Consider the following 17,386-nt stretch of genomic DNA (forward strand, 5'->3'; position numbering starts at 1 on the left):
GTGACCGGCTCACCGGCCGTGCAGGCCGCATCCACCGACACCGGGATCCACGCCGAGGTCCAGCAGTTCTACGCCCACCAGATGCAGCTCCTCGACCGCCGCGCGTGCGAGGAGTGGGCCGCCACCTTCACCCCGGACGGGGTGTTCGCCGCCAACGGCCTGCCCGCGCCGGTGCGGGGCCGGGAGGCGATCGCCGCGGCCGCCCGGGCCGCGGGCGAGCGGCTGGCCGCGGACGGGCTGGTGCACCGGCACTGGCTCGGGATGCTGACCGTCACCGCGGCGCCCGACGGCGAGCTGTTCGCCCGCTCGTACGCGCTGGTGATCCAGATCCGGCTCGGCGGCACGAGCGAGATCCACCGCAGCACCGTCTGCGAGGACCGCCTGGTGCGCGCCGAGGACGGCTCGCTGCTCGTCCTCGACCGGAGGGTGACCCGTGACGACCTCGCCTGACCTGCTGGACCTGGCCCGTGAGGCGGTCGGCTCGCGCGCCGACGACGCCTTCCACGAGCGGGCCGCCGGGCACTCCTTCATCGAGCTCGGCGGCGACTCGCTGAGCGCCGCCGCCCTGGTCGCCACCGCCGAGGACCGGCTCGGGCTCGCCCTGGACCTCGGGGAGCTGCTCGGCCTGGCCCCGCTGGCCGCGGTGCTGGCGGCGGCACTCCCGGCCGCTGCCGCCGCGCCCGAGGAGCGCCCGGCGCCCCCCGCGGCCGGCGCGACCCGCCCCCTGCTCCCCGGGCAGGACACCATGCTGCTGACCCAGCAGTACACCGGCGGGACCTCCCTGCACATGGTGCTCAGCCTGGAGCTCCTCGGCCCGCTGGACGCGCCCGTCCTGCACGGGGCGCTGCACCGGGTGGTGGCCCGGCACGACGCCCTGCGCACCGTCTTCGTCCCGGTCGAGGGGGGCTTCCGGCGCCGCGTCCTGCCGGTGTGGCGCCCGCCGCTGGTGCGCCAGAGCGTGCGGGCGCCCGGCGGCGCCGACGCCGTCGAGACGGTCCAGCACCAACTAGGCTCCACCAGCGAGCAGTTCATCGAGCCGTTCACCCGCCCCGGGTACACCTTCGTGCTCACCGAGCTCGGCCCGGACCGCCATCTGCTGTCGTTCGTCCACCACGCCTCGCTGATCGACGGCTGGGGCATCGGCATGCTGTGGCGCGAACTGGCCGACACCTACGACCGGTTGCGCACCGGCGGCGAGGTCGACGAGCGGCCGGCGCCGTCCTCGGACCTGGTCCTGGAACGGACCGAGCGGCTGCGCGCCGACCTGCTCCAGCAGCAGCTGGACCGGCGTGTCGAGCAACTCGCCGACCTGCCCAAGGTGTTGGAGATCCCCAGCGACCGCACCCGGCCGGGCGTCTTCGACTTCCGCGGCGTGCGGCTCAGCTTCGACCTGAGCGACGCCGAGCGGGACGCCTGCGAGAAGCTGGCCGCGGACGCCGGGGTGACCAAGACCGTGGCGCTGTTCGCGGCCTGGGCGCTGACGCTCGGGCGCCGGGCGGGCGTGAGCGAGCTCATCATGGGCACGGCCGCGGCGCGCAGGTCGAACCAGCGCGTGCGCGCCACCATGGGACCCTGCGCGGTCCTGATCCCGGTGGGCGTGCGCATGGACGGCGGCCAGTCGGTGGCCGAGTTCCTGCGCGCCACCTCCAAGTCGCTCGCCGAGGCGGTCGCGGCGATGGACGTGCCCTTCGGGGACCTGGTGATGCGCCTGGGCGGGATGCCGGAGAACAGCCGGGTCCCGCTGGTCCAGGTGGCGTTCTCCGGTCAGCACGACTTCATCCCGCACCGGCTGCGCACCAGCGAGCTGGAACTGCTCTCCCACCAGGGCCACTGCGGCGGGGCGTCGCTGGACGTCTCGCTCTACGTCCAGCGGTGGAGCGAGCGGCCGCGGATGGCCATGGAGTACGCCTCCTCGGTGCTCTCCCCCGTCGACGCCGCGGACCTGGCCGCCTCCTTCCAGCAGGTCGTCACCGAGCTGGCCGCCGACCCCGACGCCCGGCTGCACACCGTGCGCGGCCTGACGCCGGGCCAGCGCGAGCGGGCCCGGGAGCTGGGCACCGGCGCCGAGGTGGACACCGGGCAGGGCCTGTGGCAGCTCTTCGAGCGCAGCGCGGCCGAGCACGCCGAGCTGACGGCCGTCGAGGAGCCCCACAGCGGTACCTCCCTCACCTACGCCCAGCTGCTGGCCGCCGCCGAGGCCCAGTCGGCCGTCCTGGCGGCGGCCGGGGTCGGGGCCGGCGACCACGTGGTGGTGGCGCTGCCGCGCTCGGTGGCCGAGGTCGTCGCGGTGCTGGCCACCCTGCGCCTGGGCGCGGCGTTCGTGTCGCTGAGCCCCGCCTACCCGCAGGCGGTGACCGCCTCCCTGCTGGAGCGGCTCTCGCCGCGTGCGGTGATCGGTTCGGACGAGCGGGCCCGGGGGCTGGTGCGGGCGGCCCCGGCGGGCTGCGCGCTGGTCGACCCCGACGTCCCCGCGGGCCGGGGGGTGCCGGCCGTCGCGGCGGCGCCGGCGGACCCGGAGCGGATCGCCTACCTGAGCTTCACCTCCGGCTCGACCGGGCGCCCGAAGGCCGTCCGGGTCCCGCACCGCGGGGTGGTGCGCCTGGCCCTGGACCCGGCCGCCTGGCGCAGCGGGCCCCGGGACCGGTTCCTGCGGCTGGCCCCGCTGTCCTTCGACGCCTCGACCCTGGAGCTGTTCGTGCCGCTCGCGGCGGGCAGCGCCATCGAGGTCTACCCGGAGGGCCCGGTGGGCCCCGCCGAGCTCGCCGAGTTCCTGGTGCGGCACGACGTGACGGTCATGTGGCTCACCGCGGGCCTGTTCCGGCTGGTCGCCGAGCACCGTCCGGGCGCCTTCGCCGCCGCCCGCCAGGTGATGGCCGGCGGCGACGTCGTCCCGGTCGAGCACGTGCGCTCCCTGCTCGAACGCTTTCCCGGGCTGCGGATCTCCAACGGCTACGGTCCGACCGAGAACACCTCGCTCACCACGGTCCACCACGTCGACGACGTCGCCTCCCTGGACGGGCCGCTGCCCGTGGGGCGGCCGGTGGCCGGCACCCGGCTGCTGGTCCTGGACCGGGACGGCGCACCGGTGCCCCCCGGGGGCGTGGGCGAACTGTACGCGGCGGGCGCCGGGTTGGCCGCGGACTACCTCGGCGACGAGCGGCAGACCCGGCAGGCGTTCGTCCCCGACGGGGAGGGCGGGCGGATGTACCGCACCGGTGACGTGGTGCGCTGGGACAGCGAGGGGCGGCTGCGCTTCCTCGGCCGCCGTGACCGGCAGGTGAAGGTCCGCGGTTACCGGGTCGAGCTGGACTCCGTACGGGCCCGGCTGGCGGCGCACCCGAAGGTCCGCGACGCCGTCGTGGTGGCCGTCGGCGACAGCGCCGGGGCCCGCCGGATCCTCGCCGCCGTGGTCCCGGGGCCGGACGTGCCCGACCTCGCGGAGCTGCGGCAGTTCGCCGCCGAGGAGTTGCCGGCGTTCGCAATTCCCACGCGCTGGGCGGTCGTTGATACGTTTCCGGTGACAGCCAACGGCAAGATTGACGTCGCGGCTCTTGACGGGCTCGCCATGGCGACAGCACAGAACTGAAGGAGGCCGGAGATGGGTGCGTACATCACCGTGCGGGGTTTACGGCTCTACTACGAGGACCAGGGCCAGGGCGAGCCCCTGGTGCTCCTGCACGGCGGCGCCGTCACGGCGGAGAGCTGGGGCGGTCAGCTTCCCGCGCTGTCCGAGCACTACCGGGTGCTGGTCCCGGAGCGGCGCGGTCACGGCCGCACCCAGGACGTGGAAGGGCCCATCACCTACCAGCTGATGGCCGACGACATGGCCGCGTTCATCGAGGAGCTCGGGATCGGCCCGGCCCGGGTGGTCGGCTGGAGCGACGGCGGCATCGTCGCCCTCCACCTGGCCCTGCGCCGGCCGGAGCTGGTCTCCAAGCTGGCCGTGATCAGTGCCGGGACGGACGAGGGCATCACCCAGAACACCCAGGCGCTGGTGGACGGGAGCGAGGAGAGCGTCCAGGTCCTCACCCAGATGTTCTTCGCGCCGTACGAGATCCTCTCGCCGGACGGGCCGGAGCACTTCCCCGTCGTGCTGGACAAGCTGACCCGGATGTGGCGCCAGGGGCCCCAGCTGACGCTGGAGGACCTGCCGAAGATCACCGTGCCGGTGCTGGTGATGCAGGGCGACCGGGACGGCGTCGAGGTGGAGCACAGCGCCGCGATGGCCCGGGCCCTGCCGGACTCGCAGCTCGCCGTGCTGCCCGGCACCTCCCACGTCGCGCCGCTGGAGCGTCCCGACCTGGTGAACCGGATGCTGCTGGACTTCCTGACGGACGAGCAGCAGATGAGGGTCTTCCCGCTCAGCTAGGACCTCCGGTCCACGACCTTCACCCCCCAGGGGCCGCCGTTTCCCCCCGAAGCGGCGGCCCCTTCGCGTGCCCGCGCGCCCGGGTCGGCCGGACCTCCAGCGCCCCTCAAGCCGGACGGGGCACGATCGGCGCCTCGCGGCGCCGCAGCGGCCGCCGCCCACCGTCGCAGGAGGAACCCGTCATGCGTTTTCTGTTCGTGGCGCAGGGGCCGTCCCACGTCCAGTGGCAGATCCCCCTGGCCTGGGCCGCCCAGCTCGGCGGGCACGAGGTGCTGGTCGCCACGCGGCCGACCTGTGTCGACCAGGTCACCCGGGCCGGCCTGCCGGCCGTCGCGATCGGCGACGAGCAGCGCATCGCCGCCCTCACCGAGCAGGTGAAGGCCGACCTGTTCGCCCAGGTGGGCCGCCGGGTGGCCGAGCAGGGCGGCGGCGACTTCGCCCCCACCGAGAGCGAGATGCTGATCGCCGGCGGGCGCAAGATGATCGCGCTGGCGGAGGGGATGGCGCAGGACGCGGTGGAGGTGGCGCGTGCCTGGCGCCCCTCGCTGGTCGTCCACGACACCGGTGCCCTGGTCGGGCTGGTCGCCGCGGCGGTGCTGGGCGTGCCCGCGTACGGGCAGATCTGGGGAGCGACCTCCGACGGGATCTTCGACGTCGCGGACGAGCACATCCTGCCGTACTTCGCCCCGCTGTTCGAGAAGTACGGCGCGCAGCCGCTGACCGCCGCCCCGACCTGGATCGACCCGAGCCCGCCGAGCCTGCGCTCGCCGCTGCCCGTGCGGCGCGTCGACGTGCGCTACACCCCCTACAGCGGCCCGGGCGTGGTGCCGGACTGGCTGTGGCAGGAGCGCTCCGGGCCGCGGGTGTGCCTGACCACCGGGATCTCCGTCTCCGGCGACTCCTCGATCTGGAGCGGCACCCTGCAGCGCACGCTGCTCGACGCCCTGCTCGAACGCGGCTGCGAAGCGGTGGTCACCGTCAAGGACGCCTCCCACCCCTCCCTGCGCGGCCTGCCCCCCGGCGTGCGCCTGGTGGAGAACTTCCCGCTCAACGTGCTGCTGCCGACCTGCGACGCGGTGATCCACCACGGCGGCACCGGCACCGGCACCACCGCCCTCTCCCTGGGGGTGCCCCAGCTGGTCCTGGCCCACCACCCGATGCACCGCCAGTGGGGCGCGCAGATCGAGCGCTCCGGGGCGGGGGCGATGGTCCGCACCGACCTGGCCGTCGAGCCCGGGGCCGTCACGGCGGCGGTGGCGGCGGTGGTCGAGGGCGCGCACGCGCGTGAGAGGGCGGCCGCGGTCGCCGCCGAGATCGCCGCGATGCCCTCCCCCGCGACCGTCGTCGAGCAGCTGGCCGGCGAGGCCGCCGCGTACTCCACCGGAGCTCCGAGCTGATTCGATGCGCCCGGAGGAGGCTTCGAAACCTCTGGATCGCATCGGTCCCGCAAAGGAGTCAGCTGTCCATGCGTGGCATCATCCTCGCCGGCGGAAGCGGAAGCCGGCTGCACCCGATCACCCAGGGTGTCTCCAAACAACTCCTGCCCGTCTACGACAAGCCGATGGTGTACTACCCGCTGTCGGTGCTCATGCTGGCCGGCATCCGGGAGATCCTCCTCATCTCGGCGCCGCGCGACCTGCCGCTGTTCCAGCGGCTGCTGGGCGACGGCTCGGCGCTGGGCCTGGACCTGCGCTACGCCGAGCAGGCCCAGCCGCGCGGCATCGCCGAGGCGTTCACGCTCGGCGCCGACTTCATCGGCGGCGAGCCGTGCGCCCTGATCCTGGGCGACAACATCTTCCACGGGAACCGGTTCTCCGAACTGCTGCGCCCGCACACCTCGATCGCCGAGGGCTGCGTGCTCTTCGGCTACCCGGTGGCCGACCCCCAGCGCTACGGGATCGGCGAGGTCGACGCCTACGGGCGCCTGGTCTCCATCGAGGAGAAGCCCAGGAACCCGCGGTCGAACCTGGCCGTCACCGGCCTGTACTTCTACGACCGCCACGTCGTGGACATCGCGCGCGAGCTGCGCCCCTCCGCCCGCGGCGAGCTGGAGATCACCGACGTCAACCGGCGCTACCTGGAGGCGGGCACGGCCCGACTGGTCGAACTCGGCCGGGGTTTCGCCTGGCTCGACACCGGCACCCACGACTCGCTGATGGACGCCGGCCAGTACATCCAGACCCTCGAACGCCGCCAGGGCATCCGCATCGCCTGCCTGGAGGAGGTCGCGCTGCGGATGGGCTTCATCGACGTGGACGCCTGCTACCGGCTGGGCGAGGCGCTCGCCAGTTCGGGCTACGGCCAGTACGTCATGGACACTGCGGTGTCGACCGGAGCCCGGCTGGAACAGGCCCTGGCGGCCAAGTGAGGGACACCCAATCCTCGAACGACAGTGGAAGGACAGGACGTTATGAGAATCCTGGTCACCGGGGCGGCCGGGTTCATCGGCTCCCACTACGTGCGCACGCTCCTCGACGGCGGCTATCCCGGCGAGGAGGCCTCCCACGTCACGGTGGTCGACAAGCTCACCTACGCGGGCAACCGGGCCAACCTGCCGCTCGGCCACCCCCGCCTGACCCTGGTGGAGGGGGACATCTGCGACCTGCCGCTGCTGCTGGAGGTCCTGCCCGGGCACGACGCGGTGCTGCACTTCGCCGCCGAGTCGCACGTCGACCGCTCGCTGCACTCCGCCGCGGAGTTCGTGCGCACCAACGTCGCCGGGACCCAGACCCTGCTGGAGGCGTGCCTGCGCACCGGCGTCCAGCGGGTCGTGCACGTCTCCACCGACGAGGTGTACGGATCGATCGACGAGGGCTCGTGGACGGAGCACAGCCCGCTGCTGCCCAACTCCCCCTACGCGGCGTCCAAGGCGTCCTCCGACCTGATCGCCCGCTCCTACTGGCGCACCCACGGCCTGGACCTGTCGATCACCCGCTGCTGCAACAACTACGGGCCGTACCAGCACCCGGAGAAGCTGATCCCGCGCTTCACCACCAACCTGCTCCAGGGCCGCCGGCTGCCCCTGTACGGCAGCGGCGGCAACGTCCGGGAGTGGCTGCACGTGGACGACCACTGCCGGGCGCTGCACCTGGTGCTGACCAGGGGCCGGGCCGGCGAGGTCTACAACATCGGCGGCGGCCACGAGCGGACCAACCGGCGGCTCACCGAGCTGCTGCTGGAGCTGTTCGAGGCGGACTGGAGCGCGGTCGAGCCGGTCGCCGACCGCAAGGGCCACGACCTGCGCTACTCCCTGGACGACGGCAAGATCCGCACCGAGCTCGGCTACGCGCCGCGGATCGGCTTCGAGGAGGGCCTGGCGGCGACGGTGGCCTGGTACCGGGACAACCCCGGCTGGTGGAAGCCGCTGCTCGGCGAGGCGGCGCGGTGACGGCCCCGGACCCGGCCGCCGGGCACGCCGGCCCGCAGGTGCTGGTCGTGGGGGCCGGCCCGGTCGGCCTGAGCGCCGCCCACGAGCTGGCCCGGCACGGCATCGCGGTGCGCCTGGTGGACGCCGCCCGGGGCCCCGCCACCACCAGCCGGGCCCTGGCCACCCACGCCCGGACCCTGGAGACCTACGACCAGATGGGGGTCCTGGACGAGCTGCTGCCGCGCGGGCAGCGGGTCGAGCACTTCACCCTGCACCGGGGCGGCCGGCGGCTGGTGCGCTTCGACACCGACTACAGCCGGCTGCCCACCCGCTTCCCCTTCACCCTGATGGTCGACCAGACCATCACCGAGGAGGTGCTGCGCACCGCCGCGGCCGGACACGGGGTGCAGGTCGAGTGGGGCGTGCGGCTGGAGGACTTCGAGGACCGCGGCGACCGGGTCGACGCGCTCCTGCGCCACGGCGACGGCCGCACCGAGACGGTCACCGCCCAGTGGCTGGTGGGCTGCGACGGCGGGCACAGCACCGTGCGCCGCCGCCTGGGGCTGCAGCTGGTCGGCGACAGCACCGAGACCTGGCTGATCGCCGACGCCGTCATCGACTGCGACCTGCCCCGCGACAGCATCCACTGGATGCACACCTCGGCCGGCACCGTGATGATGGTGCCCTTCCCCGAGCCCGGCAAGTGGCGGCTGCTGGACACCGCCGAAACCACCTACGAGAGCGAGGAGGCGCTGGCACGGCGCTTCGCCCGGAAGATCACGACCGGCTGCGGACGCCGGGTCCACGTCCAACCGCCCAGCTGGGTCTCGGTGTTCACCATCCAGCAGCGCATGATCCCCACCATGCGCTCCGGCCGCTGCTTCGTGGCCGGCGACGCCGCCCACGTGCACAGCCCCGCCTCCGGCCAGGGCATGAACACCGGCGTCCAGGACGCCGTCAACCTCGCCTGGAAGCTCGCCGCGGTGATCGGCGGCTGCGCGCAGGAGTCCCTGCTCGACAGCTACGGCGCCGAACGCGTCCCGGTGGGCGCCGAGCTGCTCAAGTCGACCCGGATGGCCACCCTCCTGGTCCAGCTGCGCAGCCGGTACGCGGCCGCGGGCCTGCGGGTGGCCTTCGGCATCGTGCGCACGGTGACCCCGCTCAAGTCCAGGATCCAGCGCAAGATCATGGGCGGCATGTCCGCGCTCGGCCTCTCCTACGCCGGCCGGGCGCTGGCCCTGCCCTGCCCCGCGGGCCCGCCCACCGGCGGACGCGCGGCCACGGTCACCGCCGAGCGCCTGGCGGGCTCGGCGGGCTGGCAGCAGCTGGTGGCGCAGCTGCGCGAACCCCGCTGGACCCTGCTCGCGTTCGCCCGCCCCGGCGACCGGGACGCGGCCGCCCTGCCCTCCCTGGCCGAGCGGTACGCCGCTGTGCTGCGGGTCCGCACGGTGTTCTCCGGCCCGGGGCCGGGCGCCGGGCCGCGGCAGGAGTGGCCCGGCGCCCTGCCGGACCCCGGCGACCGGCTGCGCACCGACCTGGGCGCCGCGCCCGGCAATTGGGTGCTGATCCGGCCCGACGGCTACGTCGCGGCGCGCGGCAGTGCCCTGGCCGGCTCCGGGCCCGCGACGCCCGGGGGCGCGCTGGCGGCCCTCGGGCTGCGCCCGGCCCCCGTGCCGTCCCGCGCCGACTGATCCGGTCCGCGCCCCGGCCGGCCCTGCGGCCCATCCGGCCGGCCGGGGCCGTTCACCGCGCGTCCCCGGCCGGCCGCGGGTGCGCCCCGCCGCCCCGGGCGCTGCCCGTGCCCGCTACCGGGGCGCCTCGGCGCGCAGGCGCCGGTACAGGGCCAGGCACTCGTCGTAGTCCGCGAGCAGTCCCTGCCGTGCGGCCTGGGCCACGGTGGGCGCCTGCTCGTCCTTCTGCGACAGCAGCGGCCTGCCGGTGAGTCCGCGCTCCCACGGCAGCGCCAGCTCCGGGTCGAAGGGGTTGACGTCGAACTGCGTGCCGGGGACGAACTCGGTCGAGCACAGGTAGCTGATGCAGGCGTCGTCGGTGAGCGCCACGAAGCCGTGGGCCAGGCCCTCGGCGATGTACACCCCGGTGCCCTCCTCCGCCGACAGCAGCGTGGTGTCGTGGACGCCGAACGTGGGCGAGCCCAGGCGCAGGTCCACCACGACGTCCAGCAGCCGGCCCCGCACGCAGGTGACCAGCTTGGCCTGCCCCGGCGGAATGGTCACCCCGTGGAGCCCGCGCAGCGTGTTGCGCACCGAGACGGAGTAGTTGACCTGCAGCGGACGGAAGACGTGGCCGGTGGCGCGGGCGAGTTCCCGGTATCTGTAGGACTCGTGGAAGCTGCCGCGTTGGTCACGGATGAGACGCGGAGTCAATCGGTAGGCATCAGGCACGGCCATCTCATCAATACCCATGGCGCGGGACAGTAGCCCGGCCCGTTCGAATGCCGGTAGCGGCCGCCGCCTGCGCCGCCACGGTCGATCCGTTCTCAAGCCCGGTCGGCGACGATTCCCCCGTTCGGGGACGAAGACGGGTCTTCGGCCGAGGGCCGACGCACTGGAGGGGCAGGCAGTGGTGCTTGACGAACGGCTCTCGGTCGTGGTGCTGGGATCCAGCGGCTTCGTGGGCCGCCACGTGTGCGAGGCCTTCGCGCGCGGGGGCGCCGACGTGCTGGGGGTCGCCCGTTCCGAGGCGCCGCCCGGCGCCGCGGCGCCGACCGTGCGCCTGGACCTGAGCCGCGCCTCGCGCCGGCAGGTGGCCGCTCTGCTGCGCGAGCGCGCGGCGGACGTGGTGGTCAACGCCGCGGGCGCGGTCTGGGGCGTGACCGACGACCAACTCACCAGCAGCAACGTGGAGTTGACCGGAAGAGTGGTGGACGCGCTGTCGACGCTGGAGCGCCCGCCGCGGCTGGTCCACCTGGGCTCGGTCCACGAGTACGGCGTCGGCGCCCCCGGCACCGCCCTCGCCGAGGACCACCCCACCCGGCCGGCCGGCCGCTACGGGCACTCCAAGCTGCTGGCCACCCGGGCCGTCCTCGACGCCGTCCGGGAACGGGAGCTGGACGCGGTCGTGCTGCGCATCTCCAACGTCTGCGGGCCCCACGCGCCGCGCGCCAGCCTGCTGGGCATGATCGCGACGCACCTGGCGGCCGTCGCCCGCCACCCCGGCGGCGGCGCCGCCGCGGCGCCGCTGCGGCTGTCCCCGCTGCGCGCCCACCGGGACTTCGTCGACGTGCGCGACGTGGGCCGGGCGGTGGTCGCCGCCGTCACGGCACCCCTGGACGCCGCCGCCCCGCACCAGCGCGTCGTCAACATCGGCAGCGGGAACGCGGTCAGCGTACGGCAGTTGGTGGACCGGCTGATCGCCCTGAGCGGCCTGGACGGCTCGGTGGTCGAGGAGTACGAGGCCGCGGACGGGCGGCCGGGCGCCGAGTGGCAGCACGTCGACATCACCCGGGCGCGCCGGCTGCTGGGCTGGCTGCCGCGCTGCCCGCTCGACCAGTCGCTGCGCGACCTGCTGGCCGCGGCCGTACCGCCGCCGCCGGAACCGGACGCGTCCATCCGAGCTCAAGTGATTGTCGAACCGAGCCCGGGACCATCCCGTTGAGCAAGGCCAGCAGGAACACTCCGCCGACACTTGGGGAACACATCATGTCTGCCACGCCCAGCTGCCGAATCTGCGGCGGTTCGCTTCGCGAGTTCTTCGACTTCGGACGCCAGCCGGTGGCTGACGCGTTCGTCGCCCCGAAGGACCTCTCCAACGAGTTCTTCTACCGCCTGGCGGTCGCGGTCTGCACGGCCTGCACCATGGCGCAGCTGGTCGAGGGCATCCCGCGCGAGAAGATGTTCCACGTGGACTACCCGTACGTGGCGTCGGGTTCGGCCGACATGCGGCGCCACTTCCGCAACGTCGCGCAGAGCTTCCTGGACAACGAGCTGAAGGAGCCGGGGTCCTTCATCGTCGAGTTCGGCAGCAACGACGGGATCATGCTGGAGACGGTCGCCGGGGCGGGGGTGCGCCACCTGGGGGTGGAGCCCTCCAAGCGGGTGGCGGAGGCCGCCGCCGCCAAGGGGATCCGCGTGCGCAACGCGTTCTTCGAGGAGTCCACGGCGAAGGAGGTCTTCGCCGCGGAGGGGCCGGCCAAGGTGGTGTACGCCGCCAACACCTTCTCCCACGTCGACTACGTCGACTCGATCTTCCGCGGCGTGGACGTGCTGCTGGCCCCCGACGGGATCTTCGTGTTCGAGGACCCGTACCTGGCCGACATCGTCGAGCGGACGTCCTTCGACCAGATCTACGACGAGCACTACTACTTCTTCACCGTGCGCTCGGTCCAGGCGATGGCCGCCCAGTACGGCTTCGAGCTGGTCGACGTGGAGCACCTGCCGGTGCACGGCGGCGAGATCCGCTACACGGTGGCGCGCCCCGGCGCCCGTACGCCCAGCCCGGCGGTGGCCCGGTACCTGGACCGGGAGAAGATCCTGGGCATCGCGGAGCAGCGCACGCTGGACCGCTTCGCCGCCAACGTCCAGCAGCTGCGCGAGAGCCTGCGCGACGTCCTGGTGCGGTGCCGGGAGCAGGGCAGGACGGTGGCCGGGTACGGGGCGACCGCGAAGAGCGCCACGCTCACCAACTTCTGCGGGATCGGCCCCGACCTGGTCTCGTACATCTGTGACAACACGCCGGCCAAGCAGGGGCTGCTCAGCCCGGGTTCGCACATTCCGGTGCGCTCCCCGGAGGAGTTCGCCGCGTCGTACCCGGACTACGCGCTGCTGTTCGCGTGGAACCACGCCGCCGAGATCATGCGCAAGGAGAGCGGCTTCCAGGACCGGGGCGGGCAGTGGATCCTCTACGTGCCCGAGGTCCACCTGGTCTGACGGCGCCCGCCCCTGCCCCGTCCCCTGCTACGCGAGCGCTGCCACGAGGTCGTCCAGCGCCTGCCGCAGCGCCAGCCGGGGCCGCCAGCCGGTGACCGACCGGAACGCCGAGGAGTCGACGACGGTGCCGCGCGCGTCGGTCTCGGTCGCCGTGCGCGGGGGTTCCACGGAGCGCACGGGCACCGGTGGCCGGCCGGTGCGGGCGGCCACGCTGCGGGCGATGGCGGTGAACAGCTGCGCGACCGTGACCGGGTCGCCGGTGCCCACCGGCCAGTGCCGTCCGGCCAGTTCGTCCGCGTGGTCCAGGCAGGCGGCCACCGCCCGGGCCGCGTCGGCGACGTGGAGCAGGTCGCGTTCCACCGCTCCCGTGCCCCAGAGCGTGAGCGGTTCGCCGGCCAGCGCGCGGTGGGTCATCGCCAGCACGACGCCGCGCCCCTGGGGGCCCGGTCCGCGGCCGTAGACGGTGGGCAGCCGCAGCGAGACGCCGCGCAGGACGCCCTCGGCGGTGGCGGCCGTGAGCAGCCGCTCGGCGGCGAGCTTCTGGCGGGCGTAGACCGTCACCGGTTCGTCGGGCTCGCTGCCGTCGACGGGGCCGGAGCGGCCGACCTGGGAGACGGAGCCCGCGAAGACGACCGTCGGCGGGCGGCGTCCGGGCCGGTGCTGCGCCCGCAGGGCCTGGACCACCGAGCGCATCAGTCCCACGTTGATCCGCTCGGCGAGCGGGTCCAGCTCCGCCGCGCGCCAGTTGGCGGCGTCGGTGGTGTGCGCCACCAGGTGGACGACGGCGTCGGCGTCCGCGACGGCCCGGGCGGCCTCGCCGGGGGCGGTCAGGTCGACCTCGCGGGTCTCGACGGAGGCGGCCGCGCCGGCGGGTGGCGCGCAGCGGCGCCGGCCCACCAGGCGCAGCCGCAGCGGGCGGGCGGCGAGTTCGGCGGTGACGGCCGAGCCGAGGTAGCCGGAGGCGCCGAGGACGGCGACCAGGGGCCGGGCGGGATGTGACATGGGCGGTCCCCTTTTTCTGTTCTCTTCTGCGGGTCTTCGGGGCTTCGGGTCTTCGGGGCTTCTTCTGGGGCTTCGGGTCTTCTTCGGGTCTTCGGGGCAGGTGGGTCCACGGTCAGTTGTGCCAGGGGTTGCACGAGTGGCCGTCGAGCGGTGCTGGACGTGGGCCTGCCACGGTCGGACGGGGCCGGGATCGGCCGGCCGCGCGGAACGGAGGCGAAATGGAACTGCGTCAGCTCAGCGTGGCCGGGGCGTGGGAGGTCGCCCTCGATCCGCGCCGCGACGAGCGCGGCTCGTTCACGGAGTGGTACTCCGTGGGGGACTTCGCCGGGGTGCTGGGGGCGCCGCTGCCGCTGGCGATGGCCGGGGTGTCGGTCTCCCGCAAGGGGGTGATCCGCGGCGTGCACTACGTCGACACCCCGCCCGGGCAGGCCAGGTACGTGACCTGTGTGGCCGGGGAGGTGCTGGACTTCGTGGTGGACGTGCGGGAGGGCTCGCCGACCTTCGGCGGGTGGGACTCGGTGCGCCTGGGTGCGGACCACGCGCGGGCGGTGTACCTGTCCGAGGGGCTCGGCCACGCCTTCACGGCGCTGACCGACCGGGCGACGGTGCTCTACCTGTGCTCGGCGCCCTATGCCGCGCAGCGGGAGCGCACCGTCCATCCGCTCGACGGGGAGCTCGCGCTGCCGTGGCCCGCGGGTGCGGACGTGACCTCGCTGTCGGAGCGGGACCGCTCGGCCCCGGGCCTGGCGGAGGCCGGGCGCCGGGGCCTGCTCCCGTCCTTCACCGCGGTCCGGGGCCTGGCCCGGGGCCGTTGACCGGGTGGCCGTTGGCCGGCTGGCCGGCTCCGGGTTGGCCGGACGGGCCCCAGGTGGGGCCGCTGCCCGGGGCGTCGTCGCCGGTGGCGGGCGGCCAGGGGGCGTGGGCGGCGACCTGGGCGCGCAGCTGTCGCAGGGCGCGGGCGGAGGCGATGCCGACCGCGCCGGTGACCCGGCCCTCGCGCAGGCAGGCGGCGGCGAAGCGGTGCTCGGCGGGGCTGCCGTCGACGAGGTGGAAGCGGTCGGCGGTGCCGGGGCTGCCGAAGGCCTGGACGCGCAGGCCGTACTGGTCGGTCCACAGGTACGGGACCGGCGTGTAGGGCGGCCGGGCGCCGTGCGGGCCGGCCAGCAGGTCGCGGGCGGCGTGCAGGGCCTGTTCGGTGGCGTTGGTGCGCTGTTCGAGGCGCCGGCGGCGGCCGGTGCGCGGGTCGGGCCAGGAGGCGGCGTCGCCGGCCGCCCAGACGCCGGGGCCGGCGGCGCAGTGGGCGTCGCAGGCCACGCCGCCGTCCGGGTCCAGCGGCACGCCGCTGCCGGCCAGCCACTCGGTGGCGGGCTCGGATCCGATCGCCATCAGGACGGTGTCGGCGGCCAGTTCGGATCCGTCGGCCAGCCGCACGCCGGCGGCGCGGCCGCGCCGCTGGACCACCGCGGCGGCCGTGCCCCGGTGGATGCGCACCCCGTGTTCGCGGTGCAGGCCGGTCAGCAGTGCGGCCGTCTGGGCGCCCAGGACGGCGGCCATGGGTGCGGCGGCGGACACCAGCCAGGTCACCTCGGCGCCGAGTCCGACGGCGGTGGCCGCCGCCTCGGCGCCGAGCAGTCCGCCGCCGGCCACCAACAGCCGTGTCCCCGGGCGCAGTTCCTCGCGCAGGGCGAGGGCGTCGGCGAGGGTGCGCAGCACGTGGGCGCCGGGCAGCGGCGCTCCGGCCCCGGGTGGCGTTGCGCCTGCGGGCCGGGCTGTGACGGCTCCGGGCAGTCGGCGCGGGCGGACGCCGGTGGCGAGGATGACGGCCTGGCAGCGGATCTGGCGGCCGTCGGCGAGGTGCACCGTCCGGGTCCGGCGGTCCAGGCGTTCGGCGGGTGCGCCCAGGCGCAGGTCGAGCCGCAGGTCCGCGAGTGCGTCGGGGCTGCGCAGGGCGAGCCGGTCGGGTTGCCACTGGCCGTCGAGCAGGTGCTTGGACAGCGGCGGGCGGTCGTACGGGGGTTCGTCCTCGGCGCCGACGAGGGTGAGGCGGCCGTCGTAGCCGGCCCGGCGCAGCGCCTCGGCGGCGTGCAGTCCGGCGGCGCCGGCGCCGACGACGGCCACCTCCCGCAGTGCGCTCACGCCTGCTCCGGGGCCTGGTCGAGCTGGATCGCGGCGGCCGGGCAGACGGCGGCGGCGTCCTGGACGGCCTGGTGGAGTGCGGCGGGCGGGCGGGCGTCGAGCAGGACGACGATGCCGTCCTCGTCGCGCTGGTCGAAGACGTCGGGGGCGGCGAGGACGCAGTGTCCGGCGCCGCAGCACTTGTCCTGGTCGATCTGGACGAGCATGGGGTTTCCCTTCGGGGCATGGCTGGTCTCGGGGTTGGTGAACTGCGCTGTGCGGCCGGCGGGTTGGGGCCGGAGCTCCGTTACCAGGCGATCGGCAGCTCGTGGACGCCGTAGATGAGCATGTCGCCGCGGAAGCGGATCTGCTCGAACGGTACGGCCAGGCGCAGTTCGGGCAGGCGGCGCAGGAGGGTGTTGAGGGCGATCTGCAGTTCCAGCCGGGCCAGCGGCTGGCCCAGGCACTGGTGGACGCCGAAGCCGAAGGCGAGGTGGCGGCGGGCGTCGCGGGTCAGGTCGAGTTCGTCGCCGTCCGGGAACTCGTCCTCGTCGCGGTTGGCGGTGCTGATCATGCAGACGACGCCTTCGCCGGCCCGGATGCGTACCCCGGCGAGGTCGACGTCCTCGGTGGCGACGCGGGTCAGGCCGGAGTGCACGATGGTCAGGTAGCGCAGCAGTTCCTCGACCGCGCCGGTGACGGCTTCGGGGTGGCGGCGCAGGTGGTCGAGCTGGTCGGGGTTGCGCAGCAGGGCGAGGACCGACAGGGCGGTCATGTTGGCGGTGGTCTCGTGTCCGGCGATGAGCAGCAGCCGGCCCATCGCGCCGATCTGCGCGGTGTTCAGTTCGCCGCGTTCCACCAGGCGGCTGAGGATGCCGTCGTCGGGGCTGGTGCGCTTGGTCTCGGTGAGGTCGCTCAGGTAGTCGACCAGGCGGTGCTGGGCGGTGGCGACGTCCTCGGCGGCGGAGTCGCGGCGCAGCAGGACGCGGCTGCACTCCTGGAAGAACTCGTGGTCCTGGTAGGGGACGCCGAGCAGCAGGCAGATGACCAGGGAGGGCAGGGGCAGGGCGAAGTCGCGCACCAGGTCGGCGCCGGTGCGGCCGTCGGTCATGCGGTCGAGCAGGTCGTCGGCGATGCGCTGGATGTCGGGGCGCAGCGCCTCGACCTTCTTGATCATGAATTCGGCGGTGAGCATCCGGCGCAGGCGGGCGTGCTCGGGGTCGTCCATGCGGATGAAGGTGGGCTGGCCGGCGTTGAGTTGGCGGGCGCCGGCGCTGATGAAGGGGAAGCCGGGGCGGGTGGAGTCGGAGCTGAAGCGGGTGTCGGAGAGGACCGCCTTGATGTCCTCGTGGCGGGTGACCAGCCAGCTGGGGGCGCCGTCCCACAGGGAGATGCGGCTGATCGGCTCCTCCTGCTGGGCCTGGCGGTAGGGCGGCGGCGGGGCGAAGGGGCAGGTGCCGCGGGCGGCGGGGTGGGTGAAGCGGGGGGCCTGGGCGGTGGTGGCCATCAGGGGCTCCCTTCTCGGGGGTGGGGTGGAGCGGGACCCTGGAGCATTTACGTGCCAAAAGCAACTAACTCGCCGTCACGCTAACTCGCGGTCCGTGGCGGCGGAAGAGGCCATCCGGTGGGCGCCGAATCTGTCCGAAA

General features: G+C 74.4%; 15 protein-coding genes. 10 read left to right on the top strand and 5 right to left on the bottom strand.

Annotated features, from left to right (window positions below; genetic code table 11):
• From ACZ6Z8_RS22090 to ACZ6Z8_RS22120, 7 genes are all read left to right on the top strand, one after another.
• Entirely contained in the window at positions 1-450 is a 450-nt protein-coding gene (locus ACZ6Z8_RS22090) for a nuclear transport factor 2 family protein (protein WP_465611761.1), read from the top strand.
• Positions 434-3,586, top strand: coding sequence for a non-ribosomal peptide synthetase (locus tag ACZ6Z8_RS22095; RefSeq protein ID WP_465611762.1), 3,153 nt, complete (start codon positions 434-436; stop codon positions 3,584-3,586). Before ACZ6Z8_RS22090 ends, ACZ6Z8_RS22095 begins: the two co-directional genes overlap by 17 nt.
• A gap of 12 nt (positions 3,587-3,598) precedes the next feature.
• Positions 3,599-4,369, top strand: coding sequence for an alpha/beta fold hydrolase (locus tag ACZ6Z8_RS22100; RefSeq protein ID WP_465611763.1), 771 nt, complete (start codon positions 3,599-3,601; stop codon positions 4,367-4,369).
• A 182-nt stretch (positions 4,370-4,551) separates the two neighbouring features.
• Positions 4,552-5,766, top strand: a complete 1,215-nt coding sequence (locus ACZ6Z8_RS22105) for a nucleotide disphospho-sugar-binding domain-containing protein (protein WP_465611764.1) — start codon at positions 4,552-4,554, stop codon at positions 5,764-5,766.
• Positions 5,767-5,834: 68 nt separating this feature from the next.
• Entirely contained in the window at positions 5,835-6,737 is a 903-nt protein-coding gene (gene rfbA, locus ACZ6Z8_RS22110; protein WP_465611765.1) for a glucose-1-phosphate thymidylyltransferase RfbA, read from the top strand.
• A 42-nt stretch (positions 6,738-6,779) separates the two neighbouring features.
• Entirely contained in the window at positions 6,780-7,757 is a 978-nt protein-coding gene (rfbB, locus tag ACZ6Z8_RS22115) for a dTDP-glucose 4,6-dehydratase (RefSeq protein ID WP_465611766.1), read from the top strand.
• On the top strand, positions 7,754-9,427 hold the full coding sequence (locus tag ACZ6Z8_RS22120; protein ID WP_465611767.1) for an FAD-dependent oxidoreductase: 1,674 nt from the start codon (positions 7,754-7,756) through the stop codon (positions 9,425-9,427). The genes rfbB and ACZ6Z8_RS22120 overlap by 4 nt, the downstream gene beginning before the upstream one ends.
• Before the next feature lie 114 nt (positions 9,428-9,541).
• Here the strand turns inward: ACZ6Z8_RS22120 and ACZ6Z8_RS22125 are convergent, their stop codons facing one another.
• Positions 9,542-10,159 (bottom strand): dTDP-4-dehydrorhamnose 3,5-epimerase family protein, encoded by a 618-nt coding sequence (locus ACZ6Z8_RS22125; RefSeq protein WP_465611768.1) that lies wholly within the window; start codon positions 10,157-10,159, stop codon positions 9,542-9,544.
• A gap of 157 nt (positions 10,160-10,316) precedes the next feature.
• Here ACZ6Z8_RS22125 and ACZ6Z8_RS22130 point away from each other — a divergent pair, with 157 nt between their 5' ends.
• Both ACZ6Z8_RS22130 and ACZ6Z8_RS22135 read left to right on the top strand, forming a co-directional pair.
• Positions 10,317-11,351 carry an NAD-dependent epimerase/dehydratase family protein gene (locus ACZ6Z8_RS22130; RefSeq protein ID WP_465611769.1) on the top strand — a complete coding sequence of 345 codons (1,035 nt, stop codon included), beginning with the start codon at positions 10,317-10,319 and terminating at the stop codon, positions 11,349-11,351.
• A gap of 44 nt (positions 11,352-11,395) precedes the next feature.
• Positions 11,396-12,622 (top strand): methyltransferase domain-containing protein, encoded by a 1,227-nt coding sequence (locus tag ACZ6Z8_RS22135; protein ID WP_465611770.1) that lies wholly within the window; start codon positions 11,396-11,398, stop codon positions 12,620-12,622.
• A 27-nt stretch (positions 12,623-12,649) separates the two neighbouring features.
• On the opposite strand, the gene ACZ6Z8_RS22140 is transcribed toward ACZ6Z8_RS22135, so the two are convergent.
• Positions 12,650-13,624 carry an NAD-dependent epimerase/dehydratase family protein gene (locus ACZ6Z8_RS22140; RefSeq protein WP_465611771.1) on the bottom strand — a complete coding sequence of 325 codons (975 nt, stop codon included), beginning with the start codon at positions 13,622-13,624 and terminating at the stop codon, positions 12,650-12,652.
• Between the two features lie 218 nt (positions 13,625-13,842).
• Between ACZ6Z8_RS22140 and ACZ6Z8_RS22145 the strand changes: the two genes are divergently transcribed.
• On the top strand, positions 13,843-14,439 hold the full coding sequence (locus ACZ6Z8_RS22145; protein ID WP_465611772.1) for a dTDP-4-dehydrorhamnose 3,5-epimerase family protein: 597 nt from the start codon (positions 13,843-13,845) through the stop codon (positions 14,437-14,439).
• Here the strand turns inward: ACZ6Z8_RS22145 and ACZ6Z8_RS22150 are convergent.
• The 3 genes from ACZ6Z8_RS22150 to ACZ6Z8_RS22160 all read right to left on the bottom strand — a co-directional run bounded on the left by ACZ6Z8_RS22150 (position 14,405) and on the right by ACZ6Z8_RS22160 (position 17,246).
• Complete coding sequence (locus tag ACZ6Z8_RS22150) at positions 14,405-15,760, bottom strand: NAD(P)/FAD-dependent oxidoreductase (protein WP_465611773.1); 1,356 nt, start codon at positions 15,758-15,760, stop codon at positions 14,405-14,407. The genes ACZ6Z8_RS22145 and ACZ6Z8_RS22150 overlap by 35 nt on opposite strands.
• Positions 15,757-15,966: a ferredoxin gene (locus tag ACZ6Z8_RS22155; protein WP_465611774.1), complete on the bottom strand. Its 210-nt coding sequence runs from the start codon at positions 15,964-15,966 to the stop codon at positions 15,757-15,759. Before ACZ6Z8_RS22155 ends, ACZ6Z8_RS22150 begins: the two co-directional genes overlap by 4 nt.
• 80 nt (positions 15,967-16,046) lie before the next feature.
• Positions 16,047-17,246: a cytochrome P450 gene (locus ACZ6Z8_RS22160; RefSeq protein WP_465611775.1), complete on the bottom strand. Its 1,200-nt coding sequence runs from the start codon at positions 17,244-17,246 to the stop codon at positions 16,047-16,049.
• Between the last annotated feature and the right edge of the window lie 140 nt (positions 17,247-17,386).

The sequence above is a fragment of the Kitasatospora sp. NPDC101108 genome (assembly GCF_055584725.1).